Here is an 18440-nt window from a genome sequence, read left to right on the forward strand (position 1 = left end):
CGCCGCAGCCGACCGACGACGGACGCTTCCTCGCCTCTCCAGCGGAGCGCTACGCGCTGGTGGGGTCCTCACCGCGGTCCAGGGCCTTCCAAATGTCCTCGGGGCGGTCCGGGTCCACCACCGGAGCCCGCCGGGGGCGAGGCGCGCCGTTGCGTTCGTAGCGGCCCGACATCGCGGGCCAGCGGCGGCCGTAGAACAGGGCGAGGAGACCGGCCAGCAGGATCAGGCCGCCGCCCACCGCGGCGACGTAGGGCCAGGCCGTGTGGTCGAAGGCGTGCACGACGGACGAGGTGTCGCCGGAGGCCTGCGCGGCCTTGTCGTCGAGCGCGGAGCTGTCGGTGGCACCGAGGAGGGCCGCGGCGACGATGCCCGCGCCGGAGAGCGCGAGGAGGGCGGAGACCGCGAAGCGGCCCGTCCTGCGGACGGCGAAGACGGCGACGAGCGCGGCGAGACCCACTATGGCGAGCGCCGCGGGCACACCCGTGACGTCGCTGCCCTTGACGGACAGCGGGAACGCGTCGCCGGCCACCGTCGCGGTCCCCATCGACCAGCGCTGACGGGTGGCCAGCAGTGCCACGGCCGCGCCGAGCGCACCGCTCAGCAGAGCCACGGCGAGGCTGCGGCGGCCGGCGCGCGCGGGGCCTTCGCCTTCGGAACGGGGGTGTGGAACAGCAGCAGTCACGTAGTCCACTATCGCTCGAACCCCGGGCGAACCGTCACCCGGGGTTCATATGACCCTCGTCCTATTGCCCGAGCCGGTTCGCCGTGTGTACCGCGCGGAGGACCGCCGCCGCCTTGTTGCGGCACTCCTGGTCCTCCATCTCCGGGTCGGAATCGGCGACGATGCCGGCGCCCGCCTGGACATAGGCCGTGCCGTCGCGGAGCAGGGCCGTACGGATGGCGATGGCGGTGTCGGAGTCGCCCGCGAAGTCGAGGTAACCGACGCAGCCGCCGTACAACCCCCTTCTGGACGGCTCCAGTTCGTCGATGATCTGCATCGCGCGGGGCTTGGGCGCTCCCGAGAGGGTGCCGGCCGGGAAGCAGGCCGTGAGGACGTCGAAGGCGGTACGGCCGGGCGCCACGCGGCCGGTGACCGTCGAGACGATGTGCATTACGTGGGAGTACCGCTCGACGGACATGAAGTCGACGACCTCGACCGAGCCGGGCTCGCAGACGCGTCCCAAATCGTTACGCCCGAGGTCGACCAGCATGAGGTGTTCGGCGCGCTCCTTGGGGTCGGCGAGGAGTTCGTCGGCGAGGGCCTGGTCCTCCTGCGGGGTGGCCCCGCGGTGCCGGGTGCCCGCGATCGGGTGGACCATCGCGCGGCCGTCCTCGACCTTGACCAGGGCCTCCGGGGACGAGCCCACGACATCGAAGCCGTCGAAGCGGAACAAGTACATGTACGGGGACGGGTTCGTCGCCCGAAGGACTCGGTACACGTCCAACGCGCTTGCCGTGCACGGTGTTTCGAAGCGCTGGGAGGGGACGACCTGGAAGGCCTCGCCCGCGCGGATGCGCTCCTTGATGTCCTCGACGGCCTCCTTGAAGTCGGGGCCGCCCCACAGCGCGGTGTACTCGGGGAGCTCGGAGGGCGGGAGCTGGGCGGGCGGCTGGGCCACCGCGCGGGAGAGGTCCGCCTCCATGGCGTCGAGGCGGGCGATCGCGTCCGCGTAGGCCTCGTCGACACCGGTGTCGAGGTCGTTGTGGTTGATCGCGTTGGCGATCAGCAGGACCGAGCCCTCCCAGTGGTCCATCACGGCGAGGTCGCTGGTGAGGAGCATGGTCAGCTCGGGCAGCTTGAGGTCGTCGCGCTCGCCCGGGCCGATCTTCTCCAGGCGGCGGACGATGTCGTAGCCGAGATAACCGACCATGCCGCCGGTGAAGGGCGGCAGGCCCTCCTGGTGGGGGGTGTGCAGGGTCTCGATGGTGGCGCGCAGGGCGGCGAGCGGGTCACCGTCGATCGGGACGCCCACGGGCGGGGTGCCGAGCCAGTGGGCCTGGCCGTCGCGGGCGGTCAGGGTGGCGGCGCTGCGGACGCCGACGAACGAATATCGGGACCAGGAGCGGCCGTTCTCCGCGGACTCCAGGAGGAAGGTGCCGGGGCGCTCCGCGGCGAGTTTGCGGTAGAGCGCGACCGGGGTGTCGCCGTCGGCGAGGAGCTTGCGGGTGACCGGAATGACGCGACGGTCGGTGGCCAGCTTGCGGAACGTCTCGAGGTCCATGGCGGCTGACCCTACTGATCCGAGGCGGCGGTGCCGGAATCAGCACCTTCTTTAAGAAGGCCTTCTCTGAAGCCTTCTTCGGGGCCTTCTTTTAGGAGCACGTCCGCGTCGAAGCACGTGCGGGCGCCGGTGTGGCAGGCCGCGCCGATCTGGTCGACCTTCACAAGGACTGTGTCGGCGTCGCAGTCCAGGGCGACCGACTTGACGTGCTGGAAGTGGCCGGAGGTGTCGCCCTTCACCCAGTACTCCTGGCGGCTGCGGGACCAGTACGTGCAGCGGCCCGTAGTCAGGGTGCGATGCAGCGCCTCGTCGTCCATCCAGCCGAGCATGAGCACCTCACCGGTGTCGTACTGCTGGGCGATCGCGGGGACGAGCCCGTCGGCGCTGCGCTTGAGGCGGGCGGCGATATCGGGATCGAGGCTGCTGGGCTGGGGCGTGCTGGTCATGGGGCCATTGTGCCGCGCCCCACTGACAGTCCCGGCCGGGTGTCCACTGTGCGGACCCTCCGCGCGGTCGTAGGCTGACGGTATGTCGACCTTCGCCAAGCGTGAACGACTTCTGCTCGCCGATCTCCTGGAGACCGCGGGCCCGGACGCCCCGACACTCTGCGAGGGGTGGCGGACCCGGGACCTGGCCGCACACGTGGTGGTGCGCGAGCGCCGCGCCGATGCCGCCGGCGGCATCATGATCAAGCAGCTCGCGCCGCGCCTGGACCGGGTGATGACGGAGTTCGCGGCGAAGCCGTACGAGGAGCTGATCCAGCTCATCCGTACCGGCCCGCCGCGCTTCTCGCCGTTCCAGCTCAAGCAGCTCGACGAGGCGTCCAACACGGTCGAGTTCTACGTCCACACCGAGGACGTACGGCGGGCGCAGCCTGAGTGGACTCCGCGCGAGCTGGACCCGGTGTTCCAGGACGCCCTGTGGTCCCGGCTGGAGCGCATGGCCCGGCTGGTGGGCCGCAGTGCGCCGACCGGGCTGGTGCTGCGGCGCCCGGACGGGCAGACGGCGGTCGCGCACAAGGGTGCGCCGGTGGTGACGGTGACCGGTGAGCCCTCGGAGCTGCTGCTGTTCGCGCACGGGCGGCAGAGCGTCGCCAAGGTGGAACTGGACGGCGACGAGAACGCGATCGCCAAGCTCCAGGAGGCCAAGCAGCTGGGGATCTGAGCCCGCGGTTGTGAACAGGCCGGGTCAGTCGGGGAGTTCGGCCCGCCGCAGGTCTCGGACGCACAGCGCGATGACTCCACCAAGACCGCAGACCACCGCGCTGACCACGAACACCGGGCCCGTGCCCCACGCGCCGATCGCCGCGGCCGACAGCGGCATGCTCAGCGGGGCGAAGCCGAGGCTGGCCAGGCTGGAGACGGCGGTGACGCGGCCGAGGTAGGCGGGGTCGGACCGGGTCTGCAGCAGGGCGCCGCACATCACGCCGCTGAGCCCGGCGAGCAGTCCGATGAGCAGGGCGATGCCCACCGCCGCGAGGACGCTCGGGACGTAGGCGAGGGCGCCGATGGCGACGGAGCCCGCGATGAGCGACCAGCCGGCCACCTGCCCGGCGTGCGGAAGCCGGCCCCGCACGGTCAGCACCGTCGAGGCGGTTCCCGCGCCGACCCCGAACCCGGCGAGCACCCACCCCATCCCGGACGCCCCCCAGCCCCGCTGGTCGGCGAGCAGGGTCAGCCCCACGTTGAGCGGGCCGGCGAACCCCAGGTCACCGAGGGCGATGGCCAGCATCAAGGGCGCGAGGACACGGTGACGGCGGACGTAGCGGAGCCCGACGGCCAGGTCGCGCCACGCGGTGGTCGTACCGACGGCGGCCGTGTCGCCCGGCGGCAGCTCCCGGACCCGTACCGAGATCAGTAGGGGCACCGACACCGCGATCAGCAGCCCGGCGATCCCGAACGCGGCCGTCGCGCCCCCGAACGCCACGGCGAGGCCACCGAGCGGGGCGCCGAAGATCACGGCGAACCGGTACGCGAGGCCCCGCATGCCCTGCACCCGGGCGAGCTGTCCCTTGCCGGTGATGCGCGCGGGCAGCGCACCCACGGCGGGTATGAAGACGGCGTCCACGATGCCGAAGACCAGGGCGAGCGCGGCGAGCGGCCACAGCCCCGGGCCGGTGAGGAACAGCAGCGCCGCCACCGCGAGCACGGCCGCGCAACGCACCGCGTCGCTGCCGATGACGACCCGGCGCGGACCGAAGCGGTCGGCGATCACTCCGCCGCCCAGCATCAGTACCGCGCGCGGGAGCGCGCTGACCGACATCACCAGGCCGGCCTGCGCCGGGGACCCCGCCTGCACGGCGGCCCAGGACAGCGCTACGTAGTAGACGCCGTCGCCGGCCATCGACGACGCGTAGGCGCCTAGCCAGCGCAGGACGTTGGGGTCGCGGTGGGCGGGTCTGTCGGTGGCTGTGCCGGGGGCTGTGAGCGTGGTGGGCACGGGAGTTCGTCCTCTCCGAGGCTCAGGCGCGGAACGGGAAGCCGTACAGGTGGATCGCGACGTTCTCCCGGCCCTGGGTGTCGCCCACCTGCTCGGCGACTCGCCCCCTGGCCTGGTACTTCTTGATCAGGGCGTCCAACTCGTGCCCCAGTTCGGCGAGTTCGGGCGCGTTCAGTCGTGGGAGGTACTCGCCGTCGAAACCCGCCGAGCGCCACTCGTCGCTCCAGGACTCGGACTCGTCGAGGTGACGCCGGTACAAGTCGACACGCTGCTCCAGCAGCGCCCGCACGAGCGCCCCCTGGGTGGCGAGCTTCTCGGGGGCGTCCTTCACGTCCTCGTGCCGCACGATCAGGCTTTCGGCGGCGGTCCGCCACCAGCGCTCCCGACCGTCACCGCTCTGCTGCTCGGCCTCCTCGATCAGCCCGTGCTCGGCGAGCTTGCGCAGGTGGTAGCTCACCAGCGAAACAGCCTCGTCGACCTGGTCGGCGAGCTGCGACGCAGTCGCCGTACGGGCCACGTACAGCGCCCGGTACAGCTTGAGGCGCAGCGGGTGCGCGAACGCCTTGAGCGTCCCCAGATCGGTGATGTTGCGGGTCTCGTCCGAGGTCATGCATCCGACGGTAGATGCGAAAGGAAAGTTGCGCAATATATTTTGCGCAACTTTCCTTTCGCATCCACCCACAAGTAAGCCCCGACCGCCAGGCAGTCGGGGCTTACAACGCCTCTACGGAGTCACCGGACCGGAAATCACCTCACGGGGTGACCCGCCTCTCGCAACGCCTGCTTCACCTCACCGATCCGCAGATCCCCGAAGTGGAAGACGGAAGCCGCCAGCACCGCGTCCGCCCCCGCCGCCACCGCCGGCGGAAAGTCCGCGAGCTTGCCCGCGCCCCCGGAGGCGATGACCGGCACGGTCACGTGCTTGCGCACCGCGGCGATCATCTCCAGGTCGTAGCCGTCCTTCGTACCGTCCGCGTCCATCGAGTTGAGCAGGATCTCCCCCGCCCCCAACTCCGCGGCCCGGTGCGCCCATTCGACGGCGTCGAGGCCGGTGCCCTTGCGGCCGCCGTGGGTCGTGACCTCGAAGGAACCCGACTCCGTACGGCGCGCGTCCACGGACAGCACCAGCACCTGCCGCCCGAACCGCTCCGCGATCTCCCGGATCAGCTCCGGCCGGTTGATCGCCGCCGTGTTGACGCCGACCTTGTCCGCGCCCGCCCGCAGCAGCTTGTCCACGTCCTCGGCCGTGCGGACGCCGCCGCCGACCGTGAGCGGGATGAAGACCTGCTCGGCGGTGCGGCGGACCACGTCGTACGTCGTCTCGCGGTTGCCGGAGGACGCGGTGATGTCCAGGAAGGTCAACTCGTCGGCGCCCTCGGCGTCGTAGACCTTGGCCATCTCGACGGGGTCGCCCGCGTCACGCAGGTTCTGGAAGTTGACGCCCTTGACGACCCGGCCGTTGTCCACGTCCAGGCAGGGGATCACGCGTACGGCGAGCGTCATGACGAACCTCCGCCCTCGGTACCGGAGCGGTACGCCTCCACCTCGACCTCGACGACCAGGCTCGGGTCGACGAAGCCGGACACGATGATCATCGAGGCGGCGGGGCGGATCGCGTCGAAGAGTTCCTTGTGTGCGCGGCCCACGTCCTCGACGTCCCGGGCGTGGGTGATGTACATACGGGTGCGCACCACATTGGCGGGGCCGAGACCCAGTTGCTCCAGCGCCGAGAACGCGACGTTGAACGCGTTGACCGTCTGCTCGTAGGGACCGCCCCCGGCGATCTCGCCGTCCACTATCGACGTGCACCCGGAGACCAGCACCAGGCCGTTGGGCAGCTGCACCGCGCGGGAGTAGCCGAAGGCGTCCTCCCAGGGCGCGCCGGTCGACACGCGTCGTAGCTCGGTCACCGGGCCACCGCCTCCAGGGCCTCTTCCAGGGTGAACGCCTTCGCGTACAGGGCCTTTCCGACGATGGAGCCCTCGACACCGACGGGTACCAGCTCGGAGATGGCGCGGAGGTCGTCCAGCGAGGACACGCCACCGGAGGCCACGACGGGGCGGTCGGTCGCCGCGCAGACGTTGCGCAGCAGCTCCAGGTTGGGGCCCTGGAGGGTGCCGTCCTTGGCGATGTCGGTGACCACGTACCGGGCGCAGCCCTCGGAGTTGAGGCGGTCCAGCGTCTCGTAGAGGTCGCCGCCGTCGCGGGTCCAGCCGCGTCCGCGCAGGGTCGTGCCGCGTACGTCGAGGCCGACCGCGATCTTGTCGCCGTGCTCGGCGATGACCTTGGCGACCCACTCCGGGGTCTCCAGCGCGGCGGTGCCGAGGTTCACCCGGGTGCAGCCGGTGGCGAGGGCGGCGGCGAGGGTGTCGTCGTCGCGGATGCCGCCGGACAGCTCGACCTTGATGTCCATGGCGCCGGCGACCTCGGCGATGAGCTTGCGGTTGTCGCCGGTGCCGAACGCGGCGTCCAGGTCGACGAGGTGCAGCCACTCGGCGCCGGAGCTCTGCCAGGCGAGGGCGGCCTCGAGGGGGGAGCCGTAGGAGGTCTCGGTCCCGGACTCGCCGTGCACCAGGCGGACGGCCTGGCCGTCGCGGACATCGACGGCGGGGAGGAGTTCGAGCTTCGAAGGCATCAGAGGGTTCCGATCCAATTGTTCAACAACTGCGCTCCGGCGTCGCCGGACTTCTCGGGGTGGAACTGCGTGGCCCACAGGGCGCCGTTCTCCACGGCGGCCACGAAGGGCTTGCCGTGCGTCGACCAGGTCACCAGGGGGGCACGCATCGCCGGGTTCACGACTTCGAGGGACCAGTCGTGGACGGCGTAGGAGTGCACGAAGTAGAAGCGCGCGTCCGCGTCGAGGCCCGCGAAGAGCTGGGAGCCCGCCGGGGTGTCCACGGTGTTCCAGCCCATGTGGGGCACGATCTCGGCCTGGAGCGGCTCGACCGAGCCGGGCCACTCGTCCAGGCCCTCGGTCTCCACGCCGTGCTCGATGCCGCGCGCGAACAGGATCTGCATGCCCACGCAGATGCCCATCACCGGGCGCCCGCCGGCCAGCCGACGGCCGACGATCCAGTCGCCGCGCGCCTCCTTGAGGCCCTGCATGCAGGCGGCGAAGGCGCCGACACCGGGCACCAGCAGGCCGTCCGCGTTCATGGCCTTGTCGTAGTCACGCGTTATCTCGACCTCGGCACCCGTGCGCGCGAGGGCACGCTCGGCGGAACGGACGTTCCCGAAGCCGTAGTCGAAGACGACGACCTTCTTGGAAGCGTTCTTCGCCGCGCTCAACTCCACACCGCCAACCGCATGACCCCCGCGACCAGACACATCGCCGCGCCGATGGAGACCAGCACGATGAGGCTCGCCGGCATCTTCTGCTTGACGAAGGAGTAGACCCCGCCGAGGAGGAAGAGTCCGACGACGATCAGGAGGCTGGAGAGGCCGGTCACAGCGCGCCCTTCGTGGAGGGGAGGATGCCGGCCGCGCGCGGGTCGCGCTCGGAGGCGTAGCGCAGCGCGCGGGCCAGCGCCTTGAACTGGCACTCCACGATGTGGTGTGCGTTGCGCCCATAGGGCACGTGCACATGAAGCGCGATCTGGGCCTGTGCGACGAAGGACTCCAGGATGTGCCGGGTCATCGTGGTGTCGTACTCGCCGATCATCGGCGCCATGTTCTCGGGCTCGGTGTGCACGAGGTACGGGCGGCCGGAGAGATCGACGGTCACCTGCGCGAGGGACTCGTCGAGCGGCACCGTGCAGTTGCCGAACCGGTAGATCCCCACCTTGTCGCCGAGCGCCTGCTTGAAGGCGGCGCCGAGGGCGAGGGCGGTGTCCTCGATGGTGTGGTGCGAGTCGATGTGCAGATCGCCCTCGGTCTTCACGGTGAGGTCGAACAGACCGTGCCGGCCGAGCTGGTCCAGCATGTGGTCGTAGAAGCCGACTCCTGTCGACACGTCGACCTTGCCGTGCCCGTCGAGATCGATCTCGACGAGGACCGACGTCTCCTTGGTCGCCCGCTCCACACGTCCTACGCGGTTCATGCGCTCTGCTCCTTCTTCAGTTCACGGACCGCGTCGAGGAACGCGTCGTTCTCTTCGGGGGTTCCGGCGGAGACCCGCAGCCACCCCGGGATGCCGTTGTCCCGGACCAGGACGCCCTGGTCGAGGATCTTCTGCCAGGCGGTGTGCGAGTCCGCGAACCGCCCGAACTGCACGAAGTTCGCGTCGGACTCGACGACTTCACACCCGAGGGCCTTCAACTCGCCCACCAGCCGGTCCCGTTCGGACTTCAGCTGCTCGACATACCCCAGCAACGTGTCGGTGTGCTCCAGGGCGGCCAGCGCGGTCGCCTGGGTGACGGCGGACAAGTGGTAAGGCAGCCGTACGAGTTGGACGGCGTCGACGACCGCCGGGTGCGCGGCGAGATAGCCGAGCCGCAGGCCCGCCGCGCCGAACGCCTTCGACATCGTCCGCGAGACGACGAGATTCGGCCGACCTTCGAGCAGCGGCAGCAGCGAGTCGCCGTGGCTGAACTCGATGTACGCCTCGTCGACGATCACCATCGACGGCTTGGCGGCCTGCGCGGCCTCGTACAGCGCGAGCACCGTCTCGGGCGGAACGGCGTTGCCCGTGGGGTTGTTGGGGGTCGTGATGAACACGACGTCGGGCTTGTTCTCGGCGATCCAGCGCTCGGCGGCGGCGAGATCGATCGTGAAGTCCTCGTTGCGCGGACCGGAGATCCAGCCGGTCCCCGTGCCGCGCGCGATGAGCGCGTGCATCGAGTACGACGGCTCGAAGCCGATCGCCGTACGGCCGGGCCCGCCAAAGGTCTGGAGCAGTTGCTGGATGACCTCGTTGGAGCCGTTGGCCGCCCACACGTTCTCGACGCCGACCCGGTAACTCCCGGTCTTCGTGAGGTAGTTGGCCAGCTCGGTGCGCAACTCGACCACGTCCCGGTCCGGGTAGCGGTTGAGATCGCGGGCGGCCTCACGGACTCGCTCGGCGATGCGCTCGACCAGCGCCTCGGGCAGCGGGTAGGGGTTCTCGTTGGTGTTCAGCCGTACGGGGACGTCCAACTGGGGCGCGCCATAAGGGGACTTGCCGCGCAGCTCGTCCCGTACGGGAAGATCGTCGATTCCGAAGCTCACTTGCCGGGCACCTTCCAACCGAACCTTGCCTTGACCGCCGCGCCGTGCGCGGGCAGGTCCTCCGCCTCCGCCAGCGTGACCACGTGATGCGCCACGTCCGCCAGCGCGTCCTTCGTGTAGTCGACGATGTGGATGCCGCGCAGGAAGGACTGCACGGAGAGCCCGGAGGAGTGGCAGGCGCAACCCCCGGTCGGCAGCACGTGGTTGGAGCCGGCCGCGTAGTCGCCCAACGACACGGGCGCCCAGGGTCCGACGAAGATCGCGCCCGCGTTCCGCACCCGGTCGGCGACCGCGGCGGCATCCGCCGTCTGGATCTCCAGGTGCTCGGCGCCGTACGCATCGACGACCCGCAGGCCCTCGTCGATGCCGTCGACGAGGACGATCGCGGACTGCCGGCCGGCCAGCGCCGGGGCGATCCGGTCCTCGATGTGCTTGGTGGCCGCGACCTGCGGTTCCAGTTCCTTCTCGACGGCGTCCGCGAGCGTCACGGAGTCCGTGACCAGGACGGCGGCGGCGAGCGGGTCGTGCTCGGCCTGGCTGATCAGGTCGGCGGCGACGTGCACGGGGTCGGCGCTGTCGTCGGCGAGGACCGCGATCTCGGTCGGGCCGGCCTCGGTGTCGATGCCGATCTTGCCGGTGAAGTAGCGCTTGGCGGCGGCGACCCAGATGTTGCCGGGCCCGGTGACCATGTTGGCCGGGGCGCAGGACTCGGTGCCGTGGGCGAACATCGCGACGGCCTGGGCGCCGCCGACGGCGTAGACCTCGTCGACGCCGAGCAGCGCGCAGGCGGCGAGGATCGTCGGGTGCGGCAGACCGTCGAAGTCCGCCTGCGGCGGCGAGGCGAGCGCGACGGAGCCGACGCCGGCCTCTTGCGCCGGGACGACGTTCATGATCACGGACGACGGGTACACGGACCGACCACCCGGGGCGTACAGCCCCACCCGGTCCACCGGCACCCACTTCTCGGTGACCGTGCCGCCGGGCACGACCTGGGTCGTGTGCGTCGTACGGCGCTGCTCGCGGTGGACGAGCCGGGCGCGCCGGATGGACTCCTCCAGGGCCGCGCGCACCGCCGGGTCGAGCTGCTCCAGCGCGTCGCTGAGCGCCTGCGCCGGGACCCGTACCGATTCCAGCCGCACGCCGTCGAACTTCTCGGCGAAGTCGATCAGCGCCGCGTCGCCCCGATGATGCACGGCCTCGCAGATCGGCCGCACCTTCTCCAGGGCGGCCGAGACGTCGAAGTCGGCTCGGGGCAGCAGGTCGCGCAGGGCGGGCCCTTCGGGGAGGGCGTCACCGCGCAGATCGATTCGGGAGATCACGCGCCAATTCTCTCAGACGGCGATCGACGACTGCTCACGCATATCAATGGCTGATACAGACCGTGGCCGGAACCCGGAAGATCCCCTTCACGTCTAGTGTTCCGGGCGTCACGGAGCGGGCATGAACAGCTGTGCGAAACCCGTGAGTAGTTGAGAGGGATGAAAGAGCAGTGACCGAGGGTGCCGGCCTCCGCGCGGGGGATGTGCCGGACGATCTGACCGCCGCCGAGGCCGGTATGTGGCAGGCCTTCCGCAACGGCAGCGTGTACGACCTGAGCAGCGGCGACACGGTCGTCGACGATCCGCACGGCGGGCACCCGTGGGGCCCGGAGCGGACGGTACGGGCCCGCATCGTGTGCTGGCTGCTCCTGGACGGCCCGCCCGCGCTGTCGGGCCGGGTGGCCTCCCTGAAACTCACCGGCGTGCAGATCAGCGGCGTGCTGGACCTGGCGGGCGGCACCGTCACGCCGTACGTCGAGCTGAAGGGCTGCCGTTTCGAGCGGGAGGTGCTGCTGCCGGAGGCCCGCTTCCGGACCGTACGGCTGGTGGACTGCTCGGTGCCGCGCCTGGAGGCGGCGCGGGTGCACACGGAGGGTGATCTGCATCTGCCGCGCTGCCGCTTCCACAACGGCGTCCGGCTGACCGACGCGCACATCGGCACGGATCTGCTGCTCAACCAGGCGATCGTGTACCGGGACCGCACCGGGCGTTCGATCGCCGCCGACGGCATGACCGTGGGGCAGGATCTCCAGGCCGAACTCCTCGAATCGCACGGTGAGTTGAGCCTGCGCAGCGCCAAGGTCGGCGTCTCGCTTAGTCTGCGCGGCGCCCGGCTGGCGAACCCGTACACGCGACTCGCCCTGAACGCGCCCCAGTTGACCGTGGGCCGCACCCTGTACCTCACCCCGGCCGGTGTCGGCGGCCCGTGGCTGAGCGGCACAACTCCCGCGCGCGGGACCCGCATCCAGCGTTTCTCGTGCCAGGGCGGGGTGCGGCTGGACGACGGGCGGTTCGGGGACGCGGTGGACCTGGAGCGGGCCCGGTTCACGTTCACGGACAACCAGGAATTGTCGCTACTGCGCATCCAGGCGCCGGAGTTGCGCTTCCTCGGGGAGGGGCCACAGCGCGGGAAGGTGGTGCTGTCGGGGGCACGGGTGGTCAACCTGATTGATTCGGCGACCAGTTGGCCGGGTCCCGGCAACCTGCACATGGGCGGCTTCGTGTACGAGAACCTCGTACCGCAGGGCCCGTTCCCGCTGGACACCCGCCTCGACTGGGTGGCCGCGGCGACCGCCGAGTACGCCCCGGAGCCGTACGAGCGGCTCGCGACCGTGCTGCGCAACGCCGGTGAGGACGAGGACGCGCGGGAGGTGCTGCTCGCCAAGCAGCGCAGGCGGCGGGAGAGTCTGCCGGTCGCGGCGAAGGTGTGGGGGGTCGTGCAGGACTGGACGGTCGCCTACGGGTACCGGCCGGGCCGGGCCGCCGTATGGATGGCGGTGCTGTGGGCGGCGAGTTCGCTGGCGTTCGCGCACGCCGACCACGCGCCGGTGAACGCGAACGGGCATCCGCCGTGGAGCCCGGCCCTGTTCGCGCTGGATCTGCTGCTGCCGGTGATCGACCTGGGGCAGGTGGGCCAGTGGCAGCTGCACGGGGGCTGGCAGTGGCTCTCGGTGGCGCTGATCCTGCTGGGGTGGATCCTGGCCACGACGGTGGCGGCGGGCGCCACACGCCTGCTTAGACGCGGTTAGGAACCCGCTCGCAAAGGCCCCGGGCACAGCACTCGAACAGATGAGCAACAGTCACCTTTTACCTGCCTTTGACCAGGGCGCGTACAACTTTCAGGCGGGTGCTCAAACGGTCTGGCGCACTCCGGATCCACGGTCTTTCAATGGTCGACACCATGGCTCTGCTGCGCGCGTTCATCCGTACCGCCCGGATGGCAAGGAACACCTCGCGGCTCGCCGCCGGGCTGCCGGCCGACGACGAGGTCCTCCTCGACGCGCCCGACGACCGGCTCGGCCCCGCGCTGGTCGCCGCCGGGCGCGGCGAGTACGGCCCGGCCTCCGCACTGCTGGCCGCCACGCGCGCGTCCGCCGAGTGGGAGGACCGCGACCGCCACACACGCCGGCTCGCCGCGTTCGCCCGCTCCCGCCCCGAGTGGCTGGACGACTGGTGCGCGGCCGCCCCGCAGAACCCGGACGCACTCCTCGTCACGGCCCAGCTGGCGATGGACCGCTGCTGGGAGTCACCGGCCCGCGCCGAACTGCTGCGCGAGCTGAGCCCGCTGATCACCGCGGCGGCCGAGGCCGAACCGCGCGACCCGGTGCCCTGGCGCATCGCCCTCGACCGGGCACGGGGCACGAACGCCGGGCACACCGAGTTCGAACGGCTGTGGGGCGAGGCGGTCCGCCGCTCCCCGCACCACTACGGCTGCCATGTGGCCGCCCTCCAGTACCTCTCGGCGGCCTGCTGCGCGCAGTGGGGGAACACACCACACACCGCCCGCTGCTCCCACCGCGCGTGCTTCGACTTCGCCGAGCCGGCCGCGCAGGACGCCCTGCCCGGCTCGCTCGTCCAGGCGCTGCCGGTGCGGGCAGCCTTCGCCTGTCTGACCGACGGCTGCGCTCCGACGGTGCCCCGCGCCCGCCTGGACGCGGCGGCCGACCTGGCGATCGCCCTCTCGGCCACCTACGCGGCGGCGGACCCCTGGCCGGCCGAGGTCCGCAACCTCCTGACCTACGTCCTCATCCGCCTCGAACGCTGGACGGACGCGCTCGACCAGCTCCGCCTGATCGGCCCGTACGCCACGTCCTTCCCCTGGGACCGGATCTCCGACGACCCGCTGGGCCAGTTCCTCGAAGTCCGGGACGGCGTACGCATGGCGGTGGCCTCGGACATCCCGCTCGGCGGCCCGATTCCCCACACTCTGCGGGCGATTCCGACGCAGCCGTGGGCCTTCGAGGACGCTCCCGGGTATCCACGGAGTGAGCACGACGGACGTGCCCGCTCCGGCGACCATTAGGCTTTTGCGCCGTGACCACCGTCCGGCTGCCGCTCTTCCCCCTGAACTCGGTTCTGTTCCCGGGGCTCGTGCTTCCTCTGAACATTTTCGAGGAGCGCTATCGCGCCATGATGCGCGATCTGCTCAAGACCCCTGAGGAGGATTCGCGCCGATTCGCCGTCGTGGCCATCCGCGACGGCCACGAGGTGGCATCGACCGCCCCGGGCATGCCCGACCAGACGGCCGTGCCCGAACGCGGGCCCACCGCCGGCTTCGGCCCCGACCCGCTCAAGGCCTTCCACTCGGTGGGCTGCGTCGCCGACGCGGCCACGATCCGCGAGCGCGCCGACGGCACCTTCGAGGTGCTGGCGACGGGCACGACCCGGATGCGACTGCTCTCCGTGGACGCCTCGGGCCCGTTCCTGACGGCCGAGCTGGAGGAGCTGCCCGAGGAGAAGGGCGACGAGGCGGGCGCCCTTGCGGAAGGCGTGCTACGCGCGTTCCGCCAATACCAAAAACGCTTGGCAGGCGCCCGCGAACGCACCCTGTCGACGGGCGAGGCCGAACTCCCCGACGAACCGGCGGTCGTCTCCTACCTGGTGGCCGCGGCGATGATGCTCGACACGGCGACAAAACAACGCCTCCTCCAGGCCCCCGACACGGCTTCCCGCCTCCGCGACGAACTGAAACTCCTTCGCTCCGAGACGGCCATCATCCGTAACCTGCCGTCCCTGCCCGCGTCGGACCTGACCCGAGGCCCGACAAGCCTGAACTGACCCCGGAAACCGGACCAACTGATGGCCAAGAAGCCAAAACAACAACAGTCGGGCGGCACTCCCGCGACGGTCGTCCTGACGACCGCGGGAGTGCCGTACGACCTCCACGCCTACGACCACGACCCGTCCCACCCCTCCTACGGCGAGGAGGCGGCCGAGGCGATGGGCGTCTCCCCGGACCGGGTTTTCAAAACCTTGCTGGCGGACGTGGACGGCACGTTGACGGTCGCCGTCGTCCCGGTGGCGGGCCAGCTGGACCTGAAGGCACTCGCGTCGGCGGTGGGCGGCAAACGCGCGACGATGGCCGACCCGACCCTCGCCGAACGCACCACGGGCTACGTCCGAGGCGGCATCTCCCCCCTGGGCCAACGCAAGAAACTCCGCACGGTCCTGGACGACTCGGCCACCTCCCACCCCACGATCTGCGTCTCGGCGGGCCGCCGCGGCCTGGAGGTGGAACTCTCCCCCGAGGACCTGAAAACCCTCACGGCCGCGGTACTGGCCCCCATCGGCCGTGCGTGACCTCTCGACGCGACGCCCGTCCTGGGTTAAGCACAAGGGGCATGTCGAAGAAAACGAGAAAACGAAAGTGGCGCGTACGAAAGCACAGGGCTAATCACGGCCACCGACCGGCGTAGGCGTTTCGGACGCCGGTCCGGTGACTGGCGGGGATGGCTTCTGGACGCAGGGGGCAACGCGGCGCGACTTCTCGACGCCGACGGGCAGAATCCAGCCCGTCCGGCGATTGAGGACGAGGCCGTTCAGGCCGATGGGGGTCTGGGGGCGGAGCCCCCAGGCGGGGCTGAAGGGGCAGAGCCCCTGGAGGATGGGACGGGTAGGGGCGGCGGGGGCGAAAACCGCCCTAGCTCATCGGCGCCCCGTACCCATCCTTGGGAACCGCCCCGTCCTGCACATACACCGGCTCAGGATCCCGCGGCCCGAACAACGCCGTCAGCCCCAGATGAACGACCAGCGCGGCCACCGGCCAAGCCAGCAACGCCCCCTTCGCGCTCAACTTCAGCGGCGCGGAGAACGTAACCCCCTTACCGACAGCCTTGGCATGCGCGAGCACATCCTTCGTGGGCCCGAACCACATCCCCAGCCGCCAGGCGAGGAACGAAGCGAGCAGCCCTCCCAGGGCCAGCGCAGCGACCAGCGGCACTCCCCCACGCCGCCGCAACAGGAACACGCCAAGCGCACTCAGCACCCCGAAAGCCACCGCGAGCAGAGTGAACGTTCCGTCCACCCCCACCGCCTGCTCGCCCTCGGAGTCCTTGAGGTAGACGACCCAGCTCTTGTCGACCACGTCCCCGACCAGCGGCACATGCGGCGCCAGCCACCACCACAACACCCCGAGCAACACCCCACCGAGCGCGACGGCGACCGTGACGACCACGCCCTCGATCAGCTCGGTCTTCATCCCGGGCCCGTCCTGGCCGTAGGACGCTTCCTGCGGGGGATACGCGGGATACCCGGCACCGGAGGCACCCGGGTCGGCCGAGGCGCCGGGGTCACCCGAGGTGCCCGGATCACCCGGCGGCTGCCACGGGTCGTGCGGGGACTGGTCACGCGGCGGCGGAGGCGGAGTCAGCGGTGCGGTCACACCGCCATCGTGCCAGGCCCCGCTGTGCGGCGCGTCACCGGACGGCAGCCCGACGGTAGGCCCAGGCGGCGACGGCCAGCGAAACGACCCCGACCCCGGCGCATACGGCGAGGTCACCGAGGACGAGCGCCCAGTCCGGATGCGCGGCGAAGGTCTGCGCGAACGCCTCCACGCCGTACGTCGAGGGCACCAGATCCCGCAGGAACCGCACCGCGTCCGGCATCCGATCGGCAGGCAGCACACCCAGCAACAGAGCCGCGGACATACCCAACTGCCCAAGCAGCGTGGCGAGTTCAGGGCGAGGCGCAAGCAGCCCGAGAGCCGCCCCGAGCCCGGCGAGCGCGGCCCCGGCGAGCGGGATCACCGCCGCCAGGATCCAGATGTTCCCCATCGGCAGCCCGAAGAGCACACACCCGAAGACGGCGGTGAGCGCGGTCCCGGGCACGGTGAAGGAGGCGTACGCCCCCGCCGCGCCCAGCACCACGGCCGCGGGCGGCACCGGCAGGGTGGCGTAGTGGTCGAGCCCGCCGCTGCCGCGCAGCTGTCCGAAGTACTGCGCGAGCAGGTTGAGGCCGACGTAGGCGACGACGAGCACGGACGAACCGGCCACGACGAACCGGGCGTCGTGGCTCCCGCCGTCGACGACCCCGCGCATCATGATCAGGATGCCGACCGACTGGAAGGTCGCCACGAACAGCAGCGGGATCCGCGCGACCCGCGCCCGGGACAGCTGTGCCCGGTACACGGCGGCCATGGAGGGCCACAGCCTGGCCTTCGGCCCCAGCTCGGCCGCGCCCGTCCCGACGGCCTCCGGCACGGCCAGCGGGCCACTCGGCAGAACATCGGCGGATACGACACTCACGTCGCGCTGCTCCTCTCGACACCGGCAGTCGCCCTGTCCCATACGGATACGACGGCCCGTGTACTCATGCTTTCACCAGCCCCTGTGCGTTCCCGCCCAGTGCCAGGTACACGTCCTCCAGGCTGGGTGTGGCCAGGGTGAAGTCGTCGAGAGCGGCGAACGCGGCCCCGCCGGTCACCGTGGCGACGGCCACCCGGGCCTCCTCCGGGGCGAGCCTGAGCGTCCAGCGGCGCCCGGACTCGACGGCCCGGTCCCGCAGCGCGGCGACCTCCGGGACGTCCAGCGGCGGCTTCTCCCGCCACACCAGCTCGACCCGCACCTCGCCCGCGACCTGTTCCTTGAGCCCGGCGGGGGTGTCGCAGGCGATGACCTTGCCCTGGTCGAGGACGGCGACCCGGTCGAGGACGGTCTCGGCCTCGATGACGTTGTGGGTGACGAGCAGCACGGTGGACCCGCGCTCGGCCCGGCGCCGGTCTACGGCGGACCACACGGCCCTGCGCGCGACCGGATCCATCCCGGTGGTCGGCTCGTCGAGCACCAGCAGCGACCGCTCCCCGACCAGCGCGGCGGCCACACACGCCAGCCGCCGCTGCCCACCGGACAGCTTCTTGAGCGCCCGCCCGGCGATGGCCGTAAGCCCCAACTCGTCCAGTACGGCGTCCCGTTCGGCCCGCGCGTCGCGCAGGTCCAGGCCGCGCAGCCGGGCGGTGGTCTCGGCGGCCAGCGACACGGTGAGTTCGTCGAGGGCGGAGGACTCCTGGCCGAGGTAGGCGAGGATCCGCGCGGCCCGCTCCGGGTGGCGCACGATGTCGTGCCCGAGGATCTCGACGCTGCCGGCGTCGGGCCGCATGAGCCCGGTCAGCTGGCGTACGAGGGTGGACTTGCCGGCGCCGTTCGGCCCGAGCAGTCCGAAGATCTCGCCCCGGCGGATGTCGAGGGTGACGTCGTCGGTGGCCCGCACCTCGGGGGTGCCCGGCGCACCGCGTCGGCCGCGCACCGCCGGATAGGTCTTGCTGAGCCCGCGCACCGCACACACGACATCCCCACCGTGTCGAAGTGCCACTCCCGCGCGC

21 protein-coding genes are annotated in these 18440 nt (G+C 71.1%); 5 read left to right on the top strand and 16 right to left on the bottom strand.

Annotated elements, in window-relative coordinates; all coding sequences use genetic code 11:
• Positions 1–49: 49 nt before the first annotated feature.
• From SPR02S_RS38090 to hisI, 3 genes are read right to left on the bottom strand one after another with little or no spacing between them, the layout of a single operon-like run.
• Positions 50–691, bottom strand: coding sequence for a TIGR02234 family membrane protein (locus SPR02S_RS38090; RefSeq protein WP_026151224.1), 642 nt, complete (start codon positions 689–691; stop codon positions 50–52).
• Between the two features lie 52 nt (positions 692–743).
• Positions 744–2222 (bottom strand): anthranilate synthase component I, encoded by a 1479-nt coding sequence (locus SPR02S_RS38095; protein WP_019062279.1) that lies wholly within the window; start codon positions 2220–2222, stop codon positions 744–746.
• 11 nt (positions 2223–2233) lie between these two features.
• Positions 2234–2668: a phosphoribosyl-AMP cyclohydrolase gene (gene hisI / locus SPR02S_RS38100; RefSeq protein WP_019062280.1), complete on the bottom strand. Its 435-nt coding sequence runs from the start codon at positions 2666–2668 to the stop codon at positions 2234–2236.
• Positions 2669–2750: 82 nt separating this feature from the next.
• Here hisI and SPR02S_RS38105 point away from each other — a divergent pair, with 82 nt between their 5' ends.
• The gene (locus tag SPR02S_RS38105) at positions 2751–3386 is read left to right on the top strand and encodes a TIGR03085 family metal-binding protein (protein WP_019062281.1); all 636 of its coding nucleotides are present in this window, start codon (positions 2751–2753) and stop codon (positions 3384–3386) included.
• Positions 3387–3410: 24 nt separating this feature from the next.
• On the opposite strand, the gene SPR02S_RS38110 is transcribed toward SPR02S_RS38105, so the two are convergent.
• The 10 genes from SPR02S_RS38110 to hisD all read right to left on the bottom strand — a co-directional run bounded on the left by SPR02S_RS38110 (position 3411) and on the right by hisD (position 11125).
• On the bottom strand, positions 3411–4661 hold the full coding sequence (locus tag SPR02S_RS38110) for an MFS transporter (RefSeq protein ID WP_019062282.1): 1251 nt from the start codon (positions 4659–4661) through the stop codon (positions 3411–3413).
• Between the two features lie 22 nt (positions 4662–4683).
• A complete protein-coding gene (locus tag SPR02S_RS38115) occupies positions 4684–5271 on the bottom strand; it encodes an ArsR/SmtB family transcription factor (RefSeq protein WP_019062283.1) in 588 nt (195 codons plus the stop codon).
• Between the two features lie 137 nt (positions 5272–5408).
• Positions 5409–6164 (bottom strand): imidazole glycerol phosphate synthase subunit HisF, encoded by a 756-nt coding sequence (gene hisF / locus SPR02S_RS38120; protein WP_019062284.1) that lies wholly within the window; start codon positions 6162–6164, stop codon positions 5409–5411.
• On the bottom strand, positions 6161–6571 hold the full coding sequence (locus SPR02S_RS38125; RefSeq protein ID WP_019062285.1) for a RidA family protein: 411 nt from the start codon (positions 6569–6571) through the stop codon (positions 6161–6163). The genes hisF and SPR02S_RS38125 overlap by 4 nt, the downstream gene beginning before the upstream one ends.
• Positions 6568–7296, bottom strand: a complete 729-nt coding sequence (gene priA, locus SPR02S_RS38130) for a bifunctional 1-(5-phosphoribosyl)-5-((5-phosphoribosylamino)methylideneamino)imidazole-4-carboxamide isomerase/phosphoribosylanthranilate isomerase PriA (RefSeq protein WP_019062286.1) — start codon at positions 7294–7296, stop codon at positions 6568–6570. The genes SPR02S_RS38125 and priA overlap by 4 nt, the downstream gene beginning before the upstream one ends.
• Positions 7296–7955 (bottom strand): imidazole glycerol phosphate synthase subunit HisH, encoded by a 660-nt coding sequence (gene hisH, locus SPR02S_RS38135; protein ID WP_019062287.1) that lies wholly within the window; start codon positions 7953–7955, stop codon positions 7296–7298. The genes priA and hisH overlap by 1 nt, the downstream gene beginning before the upstream one ends.
• Positions 7946–8110 carry a CG2302 family histidine operon protein gene (locus SPR02S_RS64125; protein ID WP_019062288.1) on the bottom strand — a complete coding sequence of 55 codons (165 nt, stop codon included), beginning with the start codon at positions 8108–8110 and terminating at the stop codon, positions 7946–7948. Before SPR02S_RS64125 ends, hisH begins: the two co-directional genes overlap by 10 nt.
• Positions 8107–8700, bottom strand: a complete 594-nt coding sequence (gene hisB, locus SPR02S_RS38145) for an imidazoleglycerol-phosphate dehydratase HisB (protein ID WP_019062289.1) — start codon at positions 8698–8700, stop codon at positions 8107–8109. The genes SPR02S_RS64125 and hisB overlap by 4 nt, the downstream gene beginning before the upstream one ends.
• Positions 8697–9806: a histidinol-phosphate transaminase gene (locus SPR02S_RS38150; protein WP_019062290.1), complete on the bottom strand. Its 1110-nt coding sequence runs from the start codon at positions 9804–9806 to the stop codon at positions 8697–8699. The genes hisB and SPR02S_RS38150 overlap by 4 nt, the downstream gene beginning before the upstream one ends.
• Positions 9803–11125, bottom strand: coding sequence for a histidinol dehydrogenase (gene hisD / locus SPR02S_RS38155; RefSeq protein WP_019062291.1), 1323 nt, complete (start codon positions 11123–11125; stop codon positions 9803–9805). Before hisD ends, SPR02S_RS38150 begins: the two co-directional genes overlap by 4 nt.
• Positions 11126–11295: 170 nt before the next feature.
• Here hisD and SPR02S_RS38160 point away from each other — a divergent pair, with 170 nt between their 5' ends.
• The 4 genes from SPR02S_RS38160 (at position 11296) to ybaK (ending at position 15424) form a co-directional block, all read left to right on the top strand.
• Entirely contained in the window at positions 11296–12873 is a 1578-nt protein-coding gene (locus SPR02S_RS38160) for a hypothetical protein (protein ID WP_019062292.1), read from the top strand.
• A 140-nt stretch (positions 12874–13013) separates the two neighbouring features.
• Complete coding sequence (locus SPR02S_RS38165) at positions 13014–14147, top strand: hypothetical protein (protein WP_019062293.1); 1134 nt, start codon at positions 13014–13016, stop codon at positions 14145–14147.
• An 11-nt stretch (positions 14148–14158) separates the two neighbouring features.
• Entirely contained in the window at positions 14159–14902 is a 744-nt protein-coding gene (locus SPR02S_RS38170; protein ID WP_019062294.1) for an LON peptidase substrate-binding domain-containing protein, read from the top strand.
• 21 nt (positions 14903–14923) lie between these two features.
• On the top strand, positions 14924–15424 hold the full coding sequence (gene ybaK / locus SPR02S_RS38175; protein WP_019062295.1) for a Cys-tRNA(Pro) deacylase: 501 nt from the start codon (positions 14924–14926) through the stop codon (positions 15422–15424).
• Positions 15425–15764: 340 nt separating this feature from the next.
• Here ybaK and SPR02S_RS38180 read toward each other — a convergent pair whose 3' ends face one another.
• The 3 genes from SPR02S_RS38180 to SPR02S_RS38190 all read right to left on the bottom strand — a co-directional run bounded on the left by SPR02S_RS38180 (position 15765) and on the right by SPR02S_RS38190 (position 18403).
• Positions 15765–16505, bottom strand: coding sequence for a DUF2567 domain-containing protein (locus tag SPR02S_RS38180; RefSeq protein WP_078623123.1), 741 nt, complete (start codon positions 16503–16505; stop codon positions 15765–15767).
• Between the two features lie 34 nt (positions 16506–16539).
• Complete coding sequence (locus SPR02S_RS38185) at positions 16540–17367, bottom strand: ABC transporter permease (RefSeq protein ID WP_019062297.1); 828 nt, start codon at positions 17365–17367, stop codon at positions 16540–16542.
• A 64-nt stretch (positions 17368–17431) separates the two neighbouring features.
• The gene (locus SPR02S_RS38190; protein WP_026151225.1) at positions 17432–18403 is read right to left on the bottom strand and encodes an ABC transporter ATP-binding protein; all 972 of its coding nucleotides are present in this window, start codon (positions 18401–18403) and stop codon (positions 17432–17434) included.
• Positions 18404–18440: the final 37 nt, after the last annotated feature.

This window comes from Streptomyces prunicolor NBRC 13075, assembly GCF_000367365.1.
Lineage (GTDB): Bacteria > Actinomycetota > Actinomycetes > Streptomycetales > Streptomycetaceae > Streptomyces > Streptomyces prunicolor.